The organism is Edaphobacter paludis, from assembly GCF_039993895.1.
Taxonomy (GTDB): domain Bacteria; phylum Acidobacteriota; class Terriglobia; order Terriglobales; family Acidobacteriaceae; genus Edaphobacter; species Edaphobacter paludis.
The window spans coordinates 2582028-2601607 of record NZ_CP121194.1 but is presented as its reverse complement, the minus strand read 5'-3'; the positions used below and the strand labels follow the sequence as shown (position 1 = coordinate 2601607).

The 19580-nt window shown below is 57.0% G+C and carries 15 protein-coding genes and 1 tRNA gene; 12 read left to right on the top strand and 4 right to left on the bottom strand.

All coding sequences use genetic code 11. The annotated features are described in order from the left end of the window. Positions 1 to 39 precede the first annotated feature (39 nt). Entirely contained in the window at positions 40 to 834 is a 795-nt protein-coding gene (locus P4G45_RS10790) for a TIGR00282 family metallophosphoesterase (RefSeq protein ID WP_348266486.1), read from the bottom strand. Between the two features lie 113 nt (positions 835 to 947). Here P4G45_RS10790 and P4G45_RS10785 point away from each other — a divergent pair, with 113 nt between their 5' ends. The 4 genes from P4G45_RS10785 to P4G45_RS10770 all read left to right on the top strand — a co-directional run bounded on the left by P4G45_RS10785 (position 948) and on the right by P4G45_RS10770 (position 4482). After that, positions 948 to 1322: an Rrf2 family transcriptional regulator gene (locus tag P4G45_RS10785; RefSeq protein ID WP_348266485.1), complete on the top strand. Its 375-nt coding sequence runs from the start codon at positions 948 to 950 to the stop codon at positions 1320 to 1322. A 288-nt stretch (positions 1323 to 1610) separates the two neighbouring features. Then, on the top strand, positions 1611 to 2117 hold the full coding sequence (gene ruvC, locus P4G45_RS10780; protein WP_348266484.1) for a crossover junction endodeoxyribonuclease RuvC: 507 nt from the start codon (positions 1611 to 1613) through the stop codon (positions 2115 to 2117). After that, positions 2117 to 2824 carry a hypothetical protein gene (locus P4G45_RS10775; RefSeq protein ID WP_348266483.1) on the top strand — a complete coding sequence of 236 codons (708 nt, stop codon included), beginning with the start codon at positions 2117 to 2119 and terminating at the stop codon, positions 2822 to 2824. Before ruvC ends, P4G45_RS10775 begins: the two co-directional genes overlap by 1 nt. A gap of 47 nt (positions 2825 to 2871) precedes the next feature. Next, positions 2872 to 4482: a DUF6600 domain-containing protein gene (locus tag P4G45_RS10770; protein ID WP_348266482.1), complete on the top strand. Its 1611-nt coding sequence runs from the start codon at positions 2872 to 2874 to the stop codon at positions 4480 to 4482. A 14-nt stretch (positions 4483 to 4496) separates the two neighbouring features. Here the strand turns inward: P4G45_RS10770 and rsmA are convergent, their stop codons facing one another. Beyond that, entirely contained in the window at positions 4497 to 5309 is an 813-nt protein-coding gene (gene rsmA, locus P4G45_RS10765; RefSeq protein ID WP_348266481.1) for a 16S rRNA (adenine(1518)-N(6)/adenine(1519)-N(6))-dimethyltransferase RsmA, read from the bottom strand. Between the two features lie 74 nt (positions 5310 to 5383). Here rsmA and glgA point away from each other — a divergent pair, with 74 nt between their 5' ends. Continuing rightward, positions 5384 to 6832, top strand: a complete 1449-nt coding sequence (gene glgA / locus P4G45_RS10760) for a glycogen synthase GlgA (protein ID WP_348266480.1) — start codon at positions 5384 to 5386, stop codon at positions 6830 to 6832. 84 nt (positions 6833 to 6916) lie between these two features. Continuing rightward, positions 6917 to 7003, top strand: a tRNA-Leu gene (locus P4G45_RS10755). A gap of 436 nt (positions 7004 to 7439) precedes the next feature. Here P4G45_RS10755 and P4G45_RS10750 read toward each other — a convergent pair. Beyond that, the gene (locus P4G45_RS10750; protein WP_348266479.1) at positions 7440 to 10445 is read right to left on the bottom strand and encodes a hypothetical protein; all 3006 of its coding nucleotides are present in this window, start codon (positions 10443 to 10445) and stop codon (positions 7440 to 7442) included. Between the two features lie 977 nt (positions 10446 to 11422). On the opposite strand from P4G45_RS10750, the gene P4G45_RS10745 reads away from it, so the two are divergent. The 4 genes from P4G45_RS10745 (at position 11423) to P4G45_RS10730 (ending at position 16088) form a co-directional block, all read left to right on the top strand. Further along, the gene (locus P4G45_RS10745; protein ID WP_348266478.1) at positions 11423 to 12811 is read left to right on the top strand and encodes a tetratricopeptide repeat protein; all 1389 of its coding nucleotides are present in this window, start codon (positions 11423 to 11425) and stop codon (positions 12809 to 12811) included. A 170-nt stretch (positions 12812 to 12981) separates the two neighbouring features. Beyond that, on the top strand, positions 12982 to 14817 hold the full coding sequence (locus tag P4G45_RS10740) for a beta-L-arabinofuranosidase domain-containing protein (protein ID WP_348266477.1): 1836 nt from the start codon (positions 12982 to 12984) through the stop codon (positions 14815 to 14817). A gap of 240 nt (positions 14818 to 15057) precedes the next feature. Then, positions 15058 to 15546 (top strand): beta-galactosidase trimerization domain-containing protein, encoded by a 489-nt coding sequence (locus tag P4G45_RS10735; protein WP_348266476.1) that lies wholly within the window; start codon positions 15058 to 15060, stop codon positions 15544 to 15546. A 101-nt stretch (positions 15547 to 15647) separates the two neighbouring features. Further along, positions 15648 to 16088, top strand: coding sequence for an NUDIX domain-containing protein (locus P4G45_RS10730; protein ID WP_348266475.1), 441 nt, complete (start codon positions 15648 to 15650; stop codon positions 16086 to 16088). A gap of 8 nt (positions 16089 to 16096) precedes the next feature. On the opposite strand, the gene P4G45_RS10725 is transcribed toward P4G45_RS10730, so the two are convergent. Next, on the bottom strand, positions 16097 to 17110 hold the full coding sequence (locus P4G45_RS10725; protein WP_348266474.1) for a hypothetical protein: 1014 nt from the start codon (positions 17108 to 17110) through the stop codon (positions 16097 to 16099). A gap of 351 nt (positions 17111 to 17461) precedes the next feature. On the opposite strand from P4G45_RS10725, the gene eno reads away from it, so the two are divergent. Beyond that, the gene (eno, locus tag P4G45_RS10720; protein WP_348269249.1) at positions 17462 to 18754 is read left to right on the top strand and encodes a phosphopyruvate hydratase; all 1293 of its coding nucleotides are present in this window, start codon (positions 17462 to 17464) and stop codon (positions 18752 to 18754) included. A 105-nt stretch (positions 18755 to 18859) separates the two neighbouring features. Then, a complete protein-coding gene (locus P4G45_RS10715) occupies positions 18860 to 19441 on the top strand; it encodes a DUF2059 domain-containing protein (RefSeq protein WP_348266473.1) in 582 nt (193 codons plus the stop codon). Positions 19442 to 19580: the final 139 nt, after the last annotated feature.

Below are 19580 nucleotides of genomic sequence, written 5' to 3'. Positions count from 1 at the left end.
GCTCCTGCTTCTGAATCATCATCGCCAACGCATCATGCTCTATTCTCCGAGCATGATGCGCTGAATGCGTTGAGCCCGTCCGGTGGCTCCGTCGCACACGATGAGGGTGGCGCACATCTTCGGGTTTCCCTTTGCGGCTTCGAATTTGCCCGGCATTCCGGTGAGAAAGCGGTTGAGAACGAGTTCTTTCTCGACGCCGATGACGGAGTCGTAGGGGCCGGACATACCCACATCAGTTTGATAAGCGGTGCCACCAGGCAGGATGCGTTCGTCTGCTGTGGGAATGTGCGTGTGCGTGCCAAGGACGGCGGTGACGCGGCCATCGAGATACCAGCCCATCGCTACCTTTTCGCTCGTGGTCTCCGCATGGAGGTCTAGCAGGATGACCTTGGCGGTGATCTTCGAGAGGAGTTCGTCGGCTTTGCGAAAGGGATCGTCGCAGGACGACATGAAGACGCGCCCCTGCAGGTTCAGAACGGCGTAGCTTTGGCCGTTCCCTAATTCGCCTTCATAGACACCGAAGCCGGGCGTTGCCGCGGCGTAGTTGGCCGGACGTATGATGCGGCGGTTGCGGGAGTGCGAGTCGGCTGGCACAGCCATGTACTCGAAGATCTCCTTCTTATCCCAGATGTGGTTTCCGGTGGTGATCACGTGCGCGCCGAGGTCGAAGAGCTCTTCGGCGATGGAAGGCGTAATGCCGAAGCCTCCGGCAGCGTTTTCGCCGTTGATGACGAGCAGATCAACGGAGTTGGTTTCGACGACGTGGGGCAGGTGTTCGCGGACGATGTGGCGGCCGGGGGAGCCGAAGACGTCCCCGACAAAAAGAATATTCACTCAAAAAGTTTACATGGCGACCTGGCCAATCCTGTGCATCTTCTCCCTCCTTGCGCGATGAAACCGCGCGAAGATGGGGCACCCGGCTAGTTGGGTGTGTTAGCTTTTTGTTCATGGCACAAAATGCGCGATTTGCTTTGAGTTTGCGGGTTCTGACGGTGCTGGCGGGTGAGCCGGATGCGATGCATACCTCGGCTGCGATTGCGGAGACTCTGAACGAGAGCGCGGTGATGGTGCGGCGGACTTTTCTGCTGCTGCGTGAGGCCGGACTGATTGTGCAGCGGAAGGGGCCGAACGGCGGGGCGAAGCTGAAGGTTGCGATCAAGCAGATCGGCTTGGGCGATGTGTTCAACGCAACAGCCGGGGAGTGGCTGGCGGTAGAGGACAAGGCGCTGGCTGGACTGATGAAAAAGGTCCGGGATGATGCGGTGGCAGCCATGAATGAACATTCGCTGTCCGGGGTCGTGAAGCGGCTGAAAAAGAGTTGAGGCGGAATGGATTTCCATTTGTCCTTTGATTTTCCGTCAGACGGGAAATGGTTGGTGCCCGTTTCCGGTTTCCTCCCGATACTTTGCTAGTAAAGTCTTCCATCTTCATGTCCGAAACGTTAAGATATTGTTTATAAAAGAGTTATAGACAGTTTCTCCGCCTTTTTATTTACCTTCTCAACTATTTCATTGTGGAGCAATTCGGTGGAAATGATTCCGTAACGGGGAATCAGAAGGGACTCCATCTTGATAGCCGCTGGAGATGCTGATTTGCAGTAAACTTCGCCCATGCGCGTGTTTGGGATCGATTGCGGCACGGAGTTTACTGGCTATGGTGTCGTGGAGGTAGATTGCGACGCACGGATGCCCAAGCTGATTCATCTTGCCGCCGGAACCATTCGGCTGAGCAAGAAAGAGAAGACGCCGCTGCGTCTGATGCAGGTGTATACCGAGCTGGTCGGCCTGATGACGTTGCATCAACCAGAGATTGTCGCCATTGAAGAGGTATTTTTCTCGGCCAATGCGAAGTCGGCGTTGAAGCTGGGACAGGTGAGGGGAGTGGCGATTCTGGCCGCCGCTACCTGCGGGCTGCCGGTCGCCGAGTATGCTCCGCTCTCAATTAAAAGTTCGGTGGTGGGTTATGGACTGGCGGCGAAGGAGCAGGTGCAGTTTATGGTGAAGCGGCTGCTTGAGATCGACTATGAACTCGACTCTGCGGATGCGGCGGATGCGCTGGCGATTGCCATCTGCCACATCCATACAGCTCAGACGCTTTTGTTGCAGGGAGTACGGTGATGAGGTTTGCCGCTCGAATGGTCGCTGGGATCACGTTGGCGATGTCTTCGGGAATTGCTCTTGCCGCTCAATCCGGTGGGCCGAATGTTGCTGCGAAGCCGGCCGAGGTCAGCTTCCAGTTTGAGCGGGTGGGATTGCCGGTTCCACGCTTCACGCTTCGAGTGGAGGAGGACGGTTCGGGCAGCTATCAGGCGGAAGAGATCGAAGGGGCAGCCGATGGCAGATCACTGCAGTACGCGTCGGCGAAGCATATCGATCGCACTCTGAACCTGACCTCATCTACGGTCGGAACCATATTCAAGGCAGCGCGGGAACTTAACCGCTTCGATATGGACTGTGCAGCAAATGCGAAGAAGGTTGCGGATACAGGAAAGAAGACGTTGAGCTATAAGGGAACAGACGGGTCGGGTTCGTGCACTTATAACTATTCCAACAACAAAGATGTTGAGAAGCTGACGACTACCTTCATCGGCATTGCTCTTACGCTGGATGAGGGACGGCGGCTGGCGTTTCTGCACCAGTATGACCGGCTGGGCTTGGATGCGGAGATGACTATCTTCGAACGCGAGACGGCGGCGGGACATGCATTGGAGCTAAACACGATTGCGCCTGTGCTGACCGCCATTGCAGGGGATAACGCAGTGATGGAACGCGTTCGGCTGGAGGCGGCTAATCTGCTGAAACTGGCGGGCAGCAACAAGATATGAACCTTCGGGTTAAAGATAAGTGTCTAACAGTGGGGGCGGAGGTTGCCATGAGAGACGGTGCCTGGGTGCAGAGACGGTATATGGGTTGGGCGGTAGTAGCGCTACTATGCCTCCTATTTGCGGGATGGACCAGAGAGGCGCGCGCGCAGGATAGGTCGAATGCGCCCGGACGCGCGGCGAGGCTGAGCTTTCTTCAAGGCAATGTCACCATCGACCACGTCGATAATACGGGGAGCGACCCGGCGCAGATCAATATGCCGCTGGCGCAGGGGGTTCGGGTAACGACGGGCCAGGATGGCCAGGCCGAGATTGAGTTCGAGGATGGCAGCCTGGTGCGATTGACGCCGAATAGCTCGCTGGATTTGACGGCCCTGACTGCGGATTCGAACAGCAATCTGACCACCGACCTTACCCTGGACCACGGGCTGATTTATGCCGAGCTGCGTGCTGCGGCGAAGTTTGTCTACAGCGTGAATGCGGTCGGTGCGCAGGTTTCGCCGGTGGTAAATGCGACGGTCCGCATTGTGATGGACCAGCCGCCTGTCGTGGTGTCGGTGCTGGATGGAACGGCACAGGTGTCGAGCGGGGATTCGACGGATGGCGAGGGTTACAGGACCAATGTGAATGCGGGGGAGACGTTGACGGGTGACCCTGCCGATACCGGACGCTACTCGCTTCAAAAGGAGATTGCGGAGAACTCGTGGGACAAGTGGAACACTGATCGCGATGCGGCCGCGTTGAATGAGGCTGCGAACCAGACCGCTGCGCGTAATGATTATGCCGGAGGGGCGGGCTATGGGTGGTCCGATCTGGATGCCAATGGGAGTTGGTACGACGTTCCGGGCGAGGGCGAGGTGTGGCAGCCGAGTGTAGCGATGTATCCCGGTTTTGATCCATATGGATACGGAAGTTGGGTGTGGTATCCGGGGCGCGGGTATGTGTGGGCTTCGGCGTATGCGTGGGGCTGGACGCCGTATCGCTGCGGCAACTGGTCGTATTGGGATGACTTTGGCTGGGGATGGTTGCCGGGAAGCAATTGCGGCTTTATCGGCTGGGGCTTTGGCGACGGTTATCTGATCAATATCGTGCGTCCGCCCCGTGGCTACAGGTTCAGGCCAATACCGGTGCATAGTACGGGCGGGACCCATCCCATACGGGTGGGCCACCCCCTGGCGATCCCAGCGCAGGTTCACCCGATGCACCAGGGGCCGCGCACAATCGCCGGGCGTACAGTTGAGCCTTTGCGGCCAGTGCAGGGCGCTACCGCTCTCCGGGGAGCTAGCCCACTGGGCGCATCGCTGCGGCGGGACTTTCCCGTGGACCGGGCGAGTCGTCGGCCGGAGCTGGGCAACGGAGCCTCGCCTCAGCATGGAGTTCCGGCCAGGGCAGCGCGTCCCGGGGTGATGCGTCCGGCGAGGCCAATGGATTTTCGAGACGGCACCGGGGGAAGGGAAGCGCCGGTGCGGCCTCAGCCGTCAACAGAGCAACGGCAGGTTCATCCGCAGCAGGAGACGAGACCACCTGCGCCGCAACAGCAGCAGCCGCGGTACTCGCAGCCATCACAGCCTCATTATTCTCCGCCTCCTCAGCCACACTACTCTTCGCCACCGCCTGCATCGCATTCGACAGAGAGTCAGCCGGCCGCTTCACATAAATAGCTGGTGAGGAATATCTAAACTACATCCACGCTGGATCGGAGCGCCTTATATAGCTCTGCCATTGGCCCCAATGGCAAGGACTCTGCGCGGGCTTGCGGCGGGATGCTCGCAGGCCATACTGCGGCAAGCTGTTCGGCCGAGTATCCGGCGGCGCGGAGATTGTTCTGGAGGGTCTTACGCTTCTGGGCGAAGGTCTGCTTGAGGAAGGCGTCGAAGCCTACCGCATCCACGCCGAGTTCGGCGAACCGGGGTGCAAACTGGAGCCGCAGTACGGTGGAATAGACGTCGGGCGGTGGTGAAAATGCTGATGGGGGAAGCGTGAAGAGATGTTCGACCTGCGCGTTCATCTGCGCGGTAGCGGAGAGCAGGCCGTAGTCGCGGATGCCCGGCGCGGCGGAGACACGGTCGGCAACCTCGCGCTGCATCATCAGAACAGCGCGGGCTATGATGCCGGTGCTCCCTGCGGCGAAGAGCTTCAGCAGGATGTCCGACGTAATGTAGTAGGGAAGATTTCCTATGACGTCCGCGGTTTCGCCTTCAGGCACGAGGGCACGGACGTCGGCTTTGAGAACGTCGAGCTGGACGATTTCTACCTGTGGCTGGTTGCGGAAGCGAAAGGTCAACTCCGCGGCGAGTGCAGGGTCGAGTTCAATCGCGATGAGGCGTTGACAGCGGTCTGCCAGTATTTCGGTGATGGAGCCATGGCCGGGACCGATTTCGATGACGGTTCGGTTGCGAAGGTCGCCGAGCGCACCGACGATGGCGTGACGCGCGGTGTCGTCGATGAGGAAATTCTGGCCGAATTTGGGCTTGCGTTTCATGTGCATCCAATGAAGAGTGTTTGACCACGCCGGTCTTTGTATAGACTAACGGTTTGGTGGGGAAGATAAAGGACGACTGAATGCATATCGTATTTGCAGCATCGGAGTGTGCTCCCTGGGCCAAGACTGGCGGCCTCGGCGACGTGGTGAATGCACTGCCGCGGACGCTGGTGAAGCTGGGCCATAAGGTCAGCGTGTTCATACCGTACTACCGCCAGGTGGCAAAGGCGATGCCGCATGCTGCGGTAATTTTGCCCAGCGTGACGATTCCATATCCGTCCTACAACCGCTTTGTCCGAATCCTCGATGGGGGAGTAACGGACGGCGTGCAGATGTATTTTGTGGATTGTCCAGAGTTCTTCGACAGGGAGAGCTTTTATGCCACTCCATCGGGGGACTATCCGGACAATGCAGAGCGGTTTGGACTGCTCAGCCGCGCTGTAATCGAGGCATCGAAGGTGATGGGAATACCAGATGTCTTCCACGTGCATGACTGGCAGACGGCAATGCTGGCGGTGCTGTTGCGCTCGACCTACTACTTCGATCCTGTGCTGAGGCACGTTCCGGCGGTGCTGACGATCCACAATGCGGGCTATCAGGGACGGTTTTCGCCGCAGACGATGGAGACGCTGCTGCTTCCCTGGGAGATGTTTACCTTCGACAAACTCCAGCAAGACGATATGGTCAATTTTCTAAAAGGCGGCATCGTTTATTGCGATGCGCTGACGACGGTCAGCCGCACCTATGCGGAAGAGATTAAGACTGCGGAGTTCGGTAATGGTCTTGAGGGCGCACTGCAGCAGCGCAGCGGCGACCTGTTCGGCATTCTCAACGGCGTTGACTATGCGGAGTGGGATCCTGCTATCGATCCGAATATCGCTGCCCACTATACGGCCGATAATCTAGCAGGGAAGCAGGAGTGCCGACGAGATTTGCTGCATGCCTTTGGGCTGAAGGACGTGCGAGATGAGACGGCCGTGATCGGCGTGGTCTCTCGTTTCGCTACGCAAAAGGGTTTTGACTTTATCGTCGAGATCATTGACCGGCTGGTGCAGGAAGATATTATTTTATTGATACTCGGCAATGGTGAGGAGTATTACGAGCGTCTGCTGGTTGAAATGGCTGGGCGCTACCCGTCAAAAATACGAGTGCAGGTGAAGTACGACCATGTGATGGCGCATAAGGTCGAGGCGGGTTCGGACATGTTTCTAATGCCGTCGCGTTACGAGCCATGCGGCTTGAACCAGATCTACAGCTTGAAATATGGAACGGTCCCTGTGGTTCGCGCGACGGGCGGACTCGAAGATACGATTGATGAGCAGCCGATGAGTGGAGGAAACGGCTTCAAGTTCTGGGGATACAACTCGGACGCATTGCTCGATGCTCTTCAGCGTGCGCTCGCGACCTTCCACGACAAAGAGGCCTGGGTAAGGATGATGCAGCGCGGAATGGCCGAGAACTTCTCCTGGGACAAGCCAGCACAGGAATATGTTCGTATTTATGAACGGGTCATTCAAAATCGCAGCTAGTCGCTTTGTCTGCACCGCGACCCTGGAACTTGAAGTTCATTAGGACGTCAAGTTGGGAGACTATATAATAAAAAAGATCCATCAGCCGGGATGGCGGAACTGGCAGACGCAGCGGACTCAAAATCCGCCGAGGGCAACCTCATGGGGGTTCGATTCCCCCTCCCGGCACCACATATCGCATCATTGCAATAACTTGCGAGCAGGGAAGTGACCGGCCTGTACAAAACGGTACAGTGCACATCATTCTTTCAGCAATCTGCAGCATTCTGCGGATTTTGACCTAGTCGTTCTTCTACGTTCGGTCAGATTACACTCGATTATGAATGCGCCGCGGATAATCGGTCCGCCCAGGGCGAGGAAAAACGCGGGGCCGTCCGTTCGAATGGATCATTTTCGCAAGCTATTCTGATTTGCTTACACATCAGCTCTGGACAGTTGGGATTACTTCTTCCCTGAATCATGGTTGTCCGCTATTAAATGACTACGGCTGTATTGCCGGGGGTATTTGCTGGTTTCGAATACTTACAGTCTTCGCAGAAACCTAATAGCGCCTTGATTCCAGGTCAGAGTCCTGGGCGTCTGTAATCATCGCTGTTACAGCCCGGACTCAATGCGCTGAGTGTTGGACGTCCGCAAACTGTAGCCCATCACACGGAGCCGCTCCAGAATCGTTGTCGGGAAGGGATGAGAAGTTTTCGGTCGCCAAGCATTGAATCTTGCGCCGATTGAACTCTCGTATGGGCTGATTGGCCAGATCGACGAGAGACTGCGCTGCGCGGGCCTCGCAAAAGTGCTGGCGGTCCGGCTGTTTCTGCCCGCGCTGATCCCGAGCCACGCCCCAGAAACAGTCGGCACCTTTGCTATCAAGCACGACATCGCTTACAAAGCGAATGCCGAAAGCTAGATCGGTGGCCGTGGGCACCACTACCGCGCTTACGATAGCCGAACTGCTGTGGTATTCCTTCGCAGCTGGCAGCGGCACGCCGGCCAGTGTCCTGATATAGGGCAGCTCAACCAACGGCGGCAGCAGCGGCAACAGAGGACGCCCCTTTGACAGAACCACCGAGAATGACGACAGATCGAACAGCACCACTGAGTCCACCCGAACATGCGTATTTACGCTATGCGTCCCGACCCGGGAGATGTCAGGATCGTTCTTACTCGCGTTCGCGTTCGACCAGTACTTCGGAGCGGCCGAATCTGCTGACGTGAGCTGAACGTCCATCTCAGCGCCCGACGCGCCCACCATACTGCGCGGAGTGACCGACAAGTTTAATTCCCGGCTGATCCCTATTTTGGTTGTCTTGTAATTTGCGAGCGCTGCCAATGCGGCTTGCGCTTCCGTAGAGATGCCGCCACTCCCGACGGTGGCGAACGCCTTCACTGCCGCTTTGCCTCCTGAGCTTTCTTGCTCCGATTTGCCCCCGCCGCTACCAGTTAAGCTGCCGCTTAACGCACTCGCCAACGTGCCCAATTCGGGCGCGACGCTGTCGTCCAGGTAACTCATGGATGTAGTGTCGACCGAAGCTTTGTGCCCGGAAACCACGGCGACCGAAACGATGCCATCATTCAAAAACCCGTCTTTGCTGGCGATGCGCTTCTCCATGAGGACGACCTGAAGCTTCGTTCGCAGATAACTTTGGTAGGCCATCAAATCACGGTTGAAGGCATCGATCAAAGGACTCAACGCACTGTTGAAAGCGTCGGCGCTCTGGGTCAAATCGTAACCAGTGAACTCGTGCGGATATTGCTGACTCATCTTGTAGTTGAATAAAAAGTCAGCGATGGCGCGTCGCGTCAGCCCAAGTGAGCTCGGTTGCGCTCCCTGTGTCCCTGCGCTGTTCAGCATCAACGTGGCTGTGCGCCGGAAGCACTCTAGATAGAATCTCGTAGGCGTCTGAACTGTCTTTGATTCTGAATTCTGCACCTCTTGCCGCAATATGCCGATCTGGTCGGCCGTCTCGCAAAACGAAACATGATCAAGCGCCAAATTATGATCGTTTACATCTTTCACGAGCTTCATTATTCGGGCTAGTTTTTCGATAAGTTTGGTCTCAGTGAGACGGTTGCTGTCGGAATGGCTCATGGGAATGTCGGTCCTGATGATATTCGCCCATTCATGCCCGCCATCTGAAAGCGGCACCGTCGCATGGCAGTCGTCGTCATTCGCATCGTCTACGCCCTCGGTCCGGTTGATGGCACAATTTGCCGCTTTGACAGGATCGCGGGCGGCGATGATCGCCAGCACGAGGTTGGTGAGCCGCGGTTGCAGCGGCTGGAAAAGTGTTGTGTATCCCAGGCAATACTGACCGATCGGGCAAACCTGACGAACGGATTCGCCAGTGACAGTTACCTTATGTGCCAGCGAGAGCCTTTGTTGCAGCTCAGACTGGGACGAATCGAAGTAATCCGCATTGTCGATGACGGTCGCTCCGGTGAGATATTCGTAAAAGTCGGGATCAAAATAGTTCTTGTCAGCGATTGCCTGCTTGAGATAGTTCCACCCAATCAGAATGGTTCGTTGCAGCGCCGCGTTGTGATCGTCGACTGTCTGACGGATCACTTGGTTCGCTTCGCCAAACTTGGAGCCGTCCTTGGTCGAGTTTTGCAGCACCCATCCGTTAATGATCATCTCCGGACGCGGCAGGTCGAGAAGAGCCAGAACGCGCTTCTGCTCAGTGATCGCCGAGTCATCTCCCAGATTCGCTCCTTCGGCAAACACGATCAGGTCGCCCGCAGCCGTTGTCGGTGACTGCCTGGGGGCTGATGACCCGTCTTCTCTTGAGCTCTTCTTCGTCTCGTCAGGGCTAGCAGTATCGTCGTTAGATGACGTCGCGGGAGCCGGCGCCTTGGCGGTCTTATTCGAGGACTTCCCGCCCCCCGACTCCTGGCCGTCCGCCGATGTCGCGTTCGTATCTTTGCTGGTATCGTGACTAGCGTCGTTGCTGGAGGCATCCTCGTTCTTCGTAACAGCGCTCTTTTCATTGGACGGCAATTTGCCCTTATTGCCCTCAGATGCCTTAAGGCCGGGAGCAGCGGAGTTCAGCAGGCTTGACGCGGTTGGTGCATCCAGCGAATAGACCCGGGCCACAGGCGACTCGGAGTGCGTCGTCCATGCAATCCTCTGCACCATATCAAGATACGTATAAAGGTCCTGGCAGGTGGGCGATCCCGAAACGACGATCCGCACCCTGTCCCCCTCATTTGCTGCCTTGAAAAATCGCGATGAGAGCCCATTGATGCGTGCCGCCGGGTCTCCCAGCGCGCTCGCGTGAGGGATTTTAAGCTGAAACGACACTTTCGCTTCGGCGTTGATCAAGAGTGGGAGCCACGTCTGAATAATCGTGCGCAAGGCTTTGTCGTCATCGTCTTTGCTCTTGCCCATCTTGGCATTGGTAGGTTCACTGCGCGCGATGACAACGGTTTGCTGACCTACTGCAGTAAGCGTGAATGGTGTGGGGTTTCCCAGTTCATTCACGACCTGTGTCGCATTCACGGCCGAGGTGTTGTCGTAATCGAATGTATCCGCCGGCAATTGTGTCTTGCACGAGGCTATAGCGAATGCTGTCCATGCCGGAGCCGAGCAGTCATTGCTCGACTGATTACTATCCATGCACATCAGCTGCTTGCGGTCAGGAAGCAGCTCGCAGCTCCATTTATCAAGGTGGCAGACAGCCACTGGGACACTGGACGCCAGAGGCGTGACCGTAGCTTGGTTCAGATTAGCCTTTTGTTTAGGAGTTGTGGACTTCTCGCCCGTGTGCGATTTCTGACTTGTTCCCTTCGTCCCAGATGGCTGAGTCTCGGACGCGGCTCCTGTCTCGCCAGACAAGCCGATGCAGAGAAAACAAACCAAAGCGCAACAGAGGCTTAACCGAAATAGAGGGCGATATGAACCGCTTAAGAGATGTCCCATAGCGATAGTCTCCGCGATCTGTCTGTCATGTAGCCTCCAGGAACAAGGCGTGAAAAAGTAAAATCGGCGAACACTGCGGGTGCGACAGTGCCGTTGCCAAAACAATTCCAGAGAGGGTAAGGTCGACTGCTTCTTTCACATTTGAAGATGATGGATCGCCTGAGGCAGACATTTGCGTAACCTCTCTTTCCGCGAGCTTTGGGTATCTCCGTGAGATTCGCCCGGTTGGGCCCGTACCTTGCAGAAGTCGCGATGACGCGCAATCCTGTCGTTGAGAGCTACCTTACCTATTTCTGTTACGGCCCTCCAAAAGAAGGAGCAGTTACTTGTAGAGTTTTACGCAACTGCCTCGACTTAAATGTGACGCAAGTCACAGTGCTAAAACAGTTATCAATTTTGCGCCCCATAGACCTGTCCACGTTCCAGGGTGGCGAAGGTCTACATCCACGAGAGAGGAGCAACTGAAGACGAGGGGTTAATCCAACCTTCTAATTCAACGGACGATCACTATCGCCACGGTCGATCTACCATCGACCTCCGCTTTTTTCCTCAACCGGGTTATCGTAGGAGCTATGAGCCTGGACTGGACACAAGCACGTTCTGCAGCAATAGGTGCCACTGCTTTATTGCTTCTCTTCGTCTCTTCTCCCCTATCTTTTGCGCAGCCGCCTCAGGTGCAAAAACAGGAGATTTATAGACTCCTTACGACCCGCCAGTTCCAGCAGGCCGAACAATCCGCAATAACGTATCTCACTGCCGCTCCCCGCGACTGCAATGTTCGTGTCATGCTCGGCATTGCTCTGCGAGAACAGTCCAAGGTCGAACCTGCCTTCAAAGCTTTCCAGACCGCCGCAACACATTGTCCGCAGTCCGTTGCCGCAGTTGAGGGAGCAGCCGAAACGGCGTTTCAACTCCACGAGCCGCAAGCAAAGAACCTCGTCCTTCAGGCCATCAAGCTTCGCCCCACCGACCAGACCGGTTATGCCATGCTCGGAGCAATCGATGCACTCACAGGCGACTGCTCCGGCGCAGTAGAAAACTATGCCAAGGCACCCAATCTTGTCCGCGGAAACATTCCTGCGTTACGGCAATATGGCGAGTGCCTCATCTCTCTCGATCAGCCAGCGGCGGCGGTCCCGCTGTTCACACAATTACTTGCTCTCGCAGATACAAGCGAGAACCGAACTGCCCTCGCATATGCCCAGGATGCCGCAAAGGACCGACCGGCTGCGCTCAGCACGCTTCAACCTCTACTCGGCATGGATTCTCGCGACAGCAGTGCCTTCCTGCTCGCCGCCCAAATCGCCGAAGCCGATAACGACACTCCCAAAGCGGTCGAATGGTTCCGCAAAGCGCTTGAGCTCAATCCCCAAAATATCACTGCCTATCTTGATTTCTCTGTTGTCTGCTTTAATCACGGCGCCTTCAAGGTCGGTGTCGATTTCATGACCCTCGGCATCAAACAGCTTCCGAAAGAGGCGCGCCTCTATCTCGCCCGCGGCGTTCTCGAAGAGCAGATGACGCAAATGGACGCCGCTCTCAGCGATTTTGAAGAGGCGCATCGTCTAGATCCACAGTTGTCTTTCGCGGAGGACGCGATGGGGATGCTCTTCAGCCAGAAGCATGACCCTGCCGCGGCGATTGCCATCTTCGCTCGTCAAAGCCAGTTGCACCCCGATGACGCTCTCTTGCAATATCTCTATGCCGAGGCGCTCTCTGAGGCTGCGAATGGTGACGAAAAGCTCAACGACAAAGCACTCATTACGGCACGGCGCGCCGTTAAGCTCGAACCGGCCTACCTTCCCGCGCACGATCTTCTCTGCGTTCTTCTCATGCGGAGCAAGGACTTTGAAGGTGTGGTCGCTCAAGCCCACGAGGCTCTTAAGATCGATCCTTACGATGAAGCCGCCATCTATCAGGAGCTTCTCGCCGAACACAAATTGAAGCACGCGGACAAGGCAGCATTGCTCGTCAAACAACTTGAGAACGCTAAGGCGCACAATCAGCAGGGTCATACAAAGTACGCACTGCAGGAGGCCCCTCCCGCAACGCCAGCCCATTAGTGTTCCTCTTTATTTCTTGCGGAGCACGTCAAACAGGATGAGGTTTACACCTGCAATACGGCAGTGGTAACCTCATCCCGTTTCGTGAAGCATTCTTAGGCGGGAATAAAAAGTAAACGATTTCTCAATCTCATTAACGGCACAACCCCACCGACACGAGGATTCCATTTATGCCCAAGCCAACCCGTCGAATTTTCCTCAAAAGTAGCGCAGCCCTGGCTGCCGGTGCCGCTGTCCTTCGCAGCACGCCTGCATTTGCTGCGTCGTCTGCAGCGATGACATCTGCGACGCCGCTGACGCAGTTCGAATATCAGGATGTCCAGCTTCTCGACGGTCCCATGCTTGAGCAGTTCCGCCACAACCACCAGCTCTTCCTCAATCTCAACGAAGACAGCCTCCTCAAGCCCTTCCGTCAGCTCTCCGGTCTCCCCGCGCCCGGCGAAGACATGGGTGGCTGGTATTCGCCATCCCCCCTCTTCGATCCGCCCAAAGACATGACCGGTTACATCCCGGGCCACAGCTTCGGCCAATATCTCTCCGGTCTCGCTCGTGCCTACGCAGTCACCGGAGACAAGGCCACTCAGGCTAAGGTCCAACGACTCGTCGCCGGTTTCTCTCCTACCGTCAGCAAGAAGTTTTACGACGACTACTGCATTCCCGCCTACACCTTCGACAAGACCAACTGCGGCCTCATCGACGCTCATCAGTTCGCCGGCGACCCCCACGCTCTCGCCGTTCTCAATCGCGCCACGGATGCTGTCCTCCCCTTTCTTCCGCCCAAAGCTCTCAACCGCGAAGAGATGTTGGCTCGCCCTCATAAGAACATCTCCTTCACCTGGGACGAGACCTACACCCTGCCCGAAAACTTCTATCTCGCCTATCAGCGCGGAGCAGGCGACCGCTATCGTCTACTCGCCCGACGCTTCCTCGAAGACGACACCTACTTCGGCCCGCTCTCCGAAAACAAAAACGTGCTCCCCGGCCAACACGCCTACAGCCACGTCAATGCCCTTTGCTCTGCTATGCAGTCCTACCTTACGGATGGCAGTCGGAAGCACCTTACCGCCGCCCGCAACGGCTTCGCCTTCGTTCAACAGCAAAGCTTCGCCACCGGAGGCTGGGGACCGAACGAGACCTTCCAGCAGCCCGACGGCAACGGCCTCGCCGAAAGTCTCGCCTCCACCCACAGCAGCTTCGAGACTCCTTGCGGCGCCTACGGCCACTTCAAAATCACTCGCTACCTCATGCGCGTTACCGGCGATAGCCGCTACGGCGACAGCATGGAGACCGTACTTTACAACACCATCCTCGGTGCTCGCCCCATCCAGCCAGACGGCGTCAGCTTCTACTACGCCGACTATAACCACGATGCGAAGAAGGTCTACTACGAACAGAAGTGGCCCTGCTGTTCCGGCACCTTCCCGCAGCTCACCGCCGACTACGGCATTAGCTCCTACCTGCGCAGCGCCAAAGGCATCAATGTCAACCTCTACGTCCCGTCGCGCATCACCTGGCAGCAGGGAAGCGCGCATGTCTCGCTCACCCAGCACACCCAATACCCGGCGAACGGAGACGCCAGTATGCATCTTGCACTCACCCATCCCGAACGCTTCACCATTGCTCTGCGTGTCCCAGCATGGGCTGGCCATCAAACAAAGGTGACTGTAAACGGCAACGCCATCGACACCGCTCTCACCCCCGGCACTTGGGCCAATCTCGACCGCACCTGGAAAGACGGTGACCACATCGAACTTTCTCTCGACATGCCGCTGCGTCTCTCCCCCATCGACGATCGCCACCAGAATCTCGTCGCTCTCCTCTATGGCCCGGTTGCGCTTTTCGCCATCGACCCCGTCGCCCAAACCATCACCCGCAATCAACTCCTTGCTGCCCAGCGCATCGGCAACTCTTCAGCCTGGGAGGTCGCAACCGGATCTGGCAAAGTACGCATGGTGCCCTACTCAGAGATCAACAACGAGAGCTATCGCCTCTACCAGCAGACGTAAAGATGTCTCTCTAAAAAGAAACCTCAAAGGTCACAATTTCATCGAAGCAGCGCCTCTCAATACAGGCGCTTGCTCCCTTCACCTCCTGCAACCTCTACGGCAAAAACACCCCATGATCAAACGTCGGTTGCTAAAATTCGCTATCTCCGCCGCTTTGGCTGTTACGAATGCATTCCCCGCCATTGCGCAATCTCATCAGGATCAGCAGACGATCCTCTTCGGTGCTGCCTACTACGAGGAGTGTTCACCATCCCCGAGGGCGTCACGCTGGAGAGTGATCCGTACCACGTCGGCGCTGCTGACAATACCGCACGCTGGTGGATGGAGCTGCTCACGCCCACGACAGCCACCACCATCGCCCGCTACCATCATCCAGTTTGGGGCAAGTACGCAGCCATCGTCCGCAACAACTATGGCAAGGGCGAGGTCACCTACGTCGGCTTCATGCCCAGCGATGCACTTGTAGAGAAGATTGTGGAGGAAAGTGTCAAACGTGCCGGTCTCTGGGGACCGCAGCAAGCGCTCCACTTCCCGACGATCATGCGCAGCGGCAGACTGACCGATGGCCACCTTGTTCACTACCTCTTGAATTATTCGGCTTCTCCGGCTCGCATCCCCTATGTCATGCCACAGGGAAAGAACCTGCTTTCCGGTGAAGCGGTCTCTCAAAATAGCACGATCGTTCTACCCCCGTGGGGCGTCGCCCTCATCGAGGAGGGCGTCCGCTAACACTTTCGTTCCAACGAGTGATTTTTATAACCGCAACAAGATGAGAAATTCTCGAAGAACTGTTAAGGTCTCTACAAATGCCGAAGCGCAGCGCAGGACTGATGATGTATCGCCAATTGACCAATGAACTGGAGGTCTTTCTGGTACATCCCGGCGGACCCATCTGGGCCAGGAAAGACAAAGGCGCGTGGACGATTCCCAAGGGCGAGTATGGACCAGACGAAAATCCCCTTGCTGCTGCGCGGCGCGAGTTTGAAGAAGAAACTGGTTTTGTGGCGACTGGAGAATTTGCCGATCTGGGCACGGTCCAACAAAAAAGCGGAAAGGTGGTAACGGTGTGGGCATTTGAAGGCGATTGCGATCCCCTCCAATTGACGAGCAACACCTGTCAGATCGAATGGCCTCCACGTTCCGGGCATCAACTCGAAATCCCTGAAATCGATAGGGGTCGCTGGTTTTCCATCGAGGAAGCACGAAAGTATATCCGCGAAGAACAGCAGCCTCTTTTAGACAAACTTGTCCCTGCTATCCGCGTCCAGTAACTTTCCAGCTACTGAACAGGAACCGTAGCCACCGCAGTATAGGGAACCTCGTGCGGTGCGGCCATGCTGCTCATCGTACGATCACTTGTTGGCTTCAGTACCATCGGCGTCGTCAGACTGAAAACCAAAAGCGAATCCTTCGGAAGCGCCTCTTGCCGGTCCTGCTTCAACCAGAGAACCGTGCTCGCCCCTGCGCCAATTCCCGCACCAACCAGCGCCCCGACGCCTCCGCCCATCATCGCGCCCGCAGCAGCAGCGCCGCCGGTAGCTACGGACATCGCGGCGAGTGTCTTCCTTACGTGGTCCCTGCGAACCAGCGTGCCTTCGCTGTCAACATTGCTATGGTCCATCTGGTCCGTATCGATCAACTGCGCATGAATGACATACTGCGAGCCGTCCGGCAGCGTCACATTGTTTACTTGAAGATGCAGTGCCGCCCGCCCCGAGATGCGCCGTCCGCTGCGAACTTCGGTCACGCGACCTTCGACCATCGACCCGATGGGAAGAATCACTCGGCCATCCTTCTCGACAGGTTCAGTCAGCGAAGCCGAAAAGGGTGAGCCTTCGAGCGTGCCCGTCGTCGAGAGGCCCTGCGTGATGCGCGCCTTCAGCAATGTCCCTTCGCGAATCTCACCTTCACGCTCCGGAACGCTGGTCACGATGTCCGCATTGAGAGCCGGAGAGTCCGCCGCCTCCGATGTATCAGGAATGGTGGTCGTCACAATACTCGCATCGGGATCAAAGGCTGCAGAAGTAGTTGGCGCTGGCGCGGCACTCCCAGCCGCACGATAAGGCACATAAGGCCCATAGGCCCCAGAGCCCGTTGAATTCGTCGCCGCCGGTACAGCCGCCGAGGGCTTCGCATCGGGTACGCGCGGCTTCAGCGCAGGACTCGCCGGACTGTCATCGCTGGTCGTCGTAATGTCCACCGCTGGAGGCGTAGAAACGCCGGTCCGCGCATCCTGTGCAATAACGGGGATCGTGATCAAAACGAGAGCGGCGGTCGCAATGGGTAGCTTCATGGCAGTTCCTCGGGAGCAGTTTCCGGCCTGAGTTTTAGACAGGCTATTAAACAGAAGGTTAGAGGCTAACGCCTGCTTTGAGGAACAAATCTGGCGAAAGGGAATCGAACATGCTACTACCGTCTCCACGAAACAAACAACTCATTTCCTGCGATTCACGCCACATTCAGCCGGGTTTCGAAATGCTTTGCTAAAATCCAGTGAGTGAGCTCTCCCGACGCAGGATTGGTGCAGACAATCGCCGCAACTGGCGGTGCTCCTGTCCGTGTCGACCGCCGCCCGAAATTGAATGAGCGCCTGATGCATCGCGTCGTCGCCCAGCACCACCAAAACTCAAACTATAGGAGCAACATGACCGAGATCGTCTCTATCCATGCACGCGAAATCCTCGACTCCCGCGGAAACCCCACTGTCGAAGCCGACGTCATCCTCGACGGCGGAGCCAGAGGGCGCGCCGCAGTTCCCAGCGGAGCCTCCACCGGCGAGCACGAGGCCGTAGAACTTCGCGACGGCGATAAGGACCACTATCTTGGCAAGGGCGTTCTCAACGCAGTCGAAAATGTAGAGTCGATCCTCGCACCCGAACTCACCGGCATGGACGCCACCAACCAGCGCCTCATCGATGCCACCATGATCTCGATCGACGGCACAGAGAACAAGGGCAAGCTCGGAGCCAACGCCATCCTCGCCGTCTCCATGGCCTGCGCCCGCGCATCGGCTGAGGCCCTCAAGCTGCCGCTCTACCGCTACCTCGGCGGCGTCAACGCCTGTCTTCTGCCCACCCCGATGATGAACATCCTGAACGGCGGCTCGCACGCCGACTCCAACGTCGACTTCCAGGAGTTCATGGTCATGCCCGTAGGCGCTGAGACCTTCTCCGACGCGCTCCGCTGGGGCACCGAAGTCTTCCACACCCTCAAGGGCGTGCTCAAGAAGAAGGGCTACAACACCGCCGTCGGCGACGAAGGCGGCTTCGCTCCCAACCTCAAATCGAACGCCGAAGCCATCGAGCTAATCCTCGAAGCCATTCAACTCGCCGGCTACAAGCCCGGCGAAGAGATCAGCATCGCGCTCGATCCCGCCGCCAGCGAGTTCTACAACAAGGACACCGGCAAGTACGTCTTCAAGAAGTCCGACAAGTCCGAGAAGACCTCCGCCGAAATGGCCGCATTCTGGGAGTCATGGGTGCGTCAGTATCCTATCGTCTCGCTCGAAGACGGCCTCGCCGAAGATGACTGGGATGGCTGGAAGCTCCTCACCGACCAGATCGGCGGCATCGTGCAGCTGGTCGGCGACGACCTCTTCGTCACCAACACCGCCCGCCTGCAGCAGGGAATCGAGCAGAAGGTCGCCAACTCCATCCTGATCAAGGTCAACCAGATCGGCACCGTGTCGGAGACCCTCGAAGCCATTGAACTGGCCCGTCGCTTTGGCTACACCAGCATCATCAGCCACCGCTCCGGCGAAACCGAAGATACCTTCATCGCCGACCTCGCCGTAGGCACCGGCGCCGGACAGATCAAGACCGGCTCAGCCAGCCGCACCGACCGCATCGCCAAGTACAACCAGCTCCTCCGCATCGAAGAAGAGCTAGGCCAGTCCGCCGAATTCCTCGGCATCGAGTCCGTCAACTTCGGCAGATAACCAAATCAACCAACATTGAAGCCGTGCCCACAGCAAAAAGGGCACGGCTGCAATTTGCGGAATATTCCGCAGCGAAATCGTCGAGCCTTGAGGTATGCTCTGCGAATGCCGAATCAACTCAAAAGCTGCGCTGTAATCCTCGTTATTTCCTTGGCCGCCTCTGTCAGTGCGCAGACCTCGCAGCCCATTCCTGCCGCAACTCCCAGCCCACAGACCCAAACCACGAAGGCACCTTCCGAAGATCTTGTCCCTGCTCATCCAGCCACGGTGGAGCAGATTCATGAGTACTACAGGCTTACACACGCAATAGAAACAGCGCATAAACTCATGTTTCAGATGGTTAACGGGATGCAGTCAAGCTCCGCGCCCTATCTCCCTACGGCGTTCTGGGATGATATGAAAACGTCCATCGGGAACATCGATCTCGAGTCCGCGTTTATCCCCGCCTACCAGCGATATTTTTCCGAAGAAGAGATGGGTGCTGTCATCGCTTTTTACAAGTCGCCCGCCGGCCAACATCTGCTTCAGTCTCAGCCCTTTATTGAATCCTTCGCCGGTGATCAGTTGCGTGAGGCGGGACAGAAGGTTGGACGTGAGGTTTACTTGCGGCATAAGGACGAAATAGAAGCTGCCAAAAAGAAGTATGAGGCGGCTCAGGTTCCTGCAAGCGCGGCGGATCAAAAGTAATTATTGTCATAGTTTGCTGGTCGTTCTCAACATTTTCTGACTTGGTTAAGGGATGAGCAGTCTTCTCCGCTGGCCTCTAGGTACGCCAAGGCTTCAGCCTTGGCCCTCTCTCTGCGAAGCCGACAAAAGGGGGCTTTAG

Coding starts and splice junctions, on each gene's coding strand:
- P4G45_RS10750 (WP_348266479.1), bottom strand. CDS start 10,445: ATGGATAGTAATCAGTCGAGCAATGACTGCTCGGCTCCGGCATGGACA.
- P4G45_RS10715 (WP_348266473.1), top strand. CDS start 18,860: ATGCCGAATCAACTCAAAAGCTGCGCTGTAATCCTCGTTATTTCCTTG.
- rsmA (WP_348266481.1), bottom strand. CDS start 5,309: ATGCACATGAAACGCAAGCCCAAATTCGGCCAGAATTTCCTCATCGAC.
- P4G45_RS10725 (WP_348266474.1), bottom strand. CDS start 17,110: ATGAAGCTACCCATTGCGACCGCCGCTCTCGTTTTGATCACGATCCCC.
- P4G45_RS10785 (WP_348266485.1), top strand. CDS start 948: ATGGCACAAAATGCGCGATTTGCTTTGAGTTTGCGGGTTCTGACGGTG.
- P4G45_RS10770 (WP_348266482.1), top strand. CDS start 2,872: ATGAGAGACGGTGCCTGGGTGCAGAGACGGTATATGGGTTGGGCGGTA.
- glgA (WP_348266480.1), top strand. CDS start 5,384: ATGCATATCGTATTTGCAGCATCGGAGTGTGCTCCCTGGGCCAAGACT.
- P4G45_RS10730 (WP_348266475.1), top strand. CDS start 15,648: ATGATGTATCGCCAATTGACCAATGAACTGGAGGTCTTTCTGGTACAT.
- P4G45_RS10775 (WP_348266483.1), top strand. CDS start 2,117: ATGAGGTTTGCCGCTCGAATGGTCGCTGGGATCACGTTGGCGATGTCT.
- ruvC (WP_348266484.1), top strand. CDS start 1,611: ATGCGCGTGTTTGGGATCGATTGCGGCACGGAGTTTACTGGCTATGGT.
- P4G45_RS10740 (WP_348266477.1), top strand. CDS start 12,982: ATGCCCAAGCCAACCCGTCGAATTTTCCTCAAAAGTAGCGCAGCCCTG.
- eno (WP_348269249.1), top strand. CDS start 17,462: ATGACCGAGATCGTCTCTATCCATGCACGCGAAATCCTCGACTCCCGC.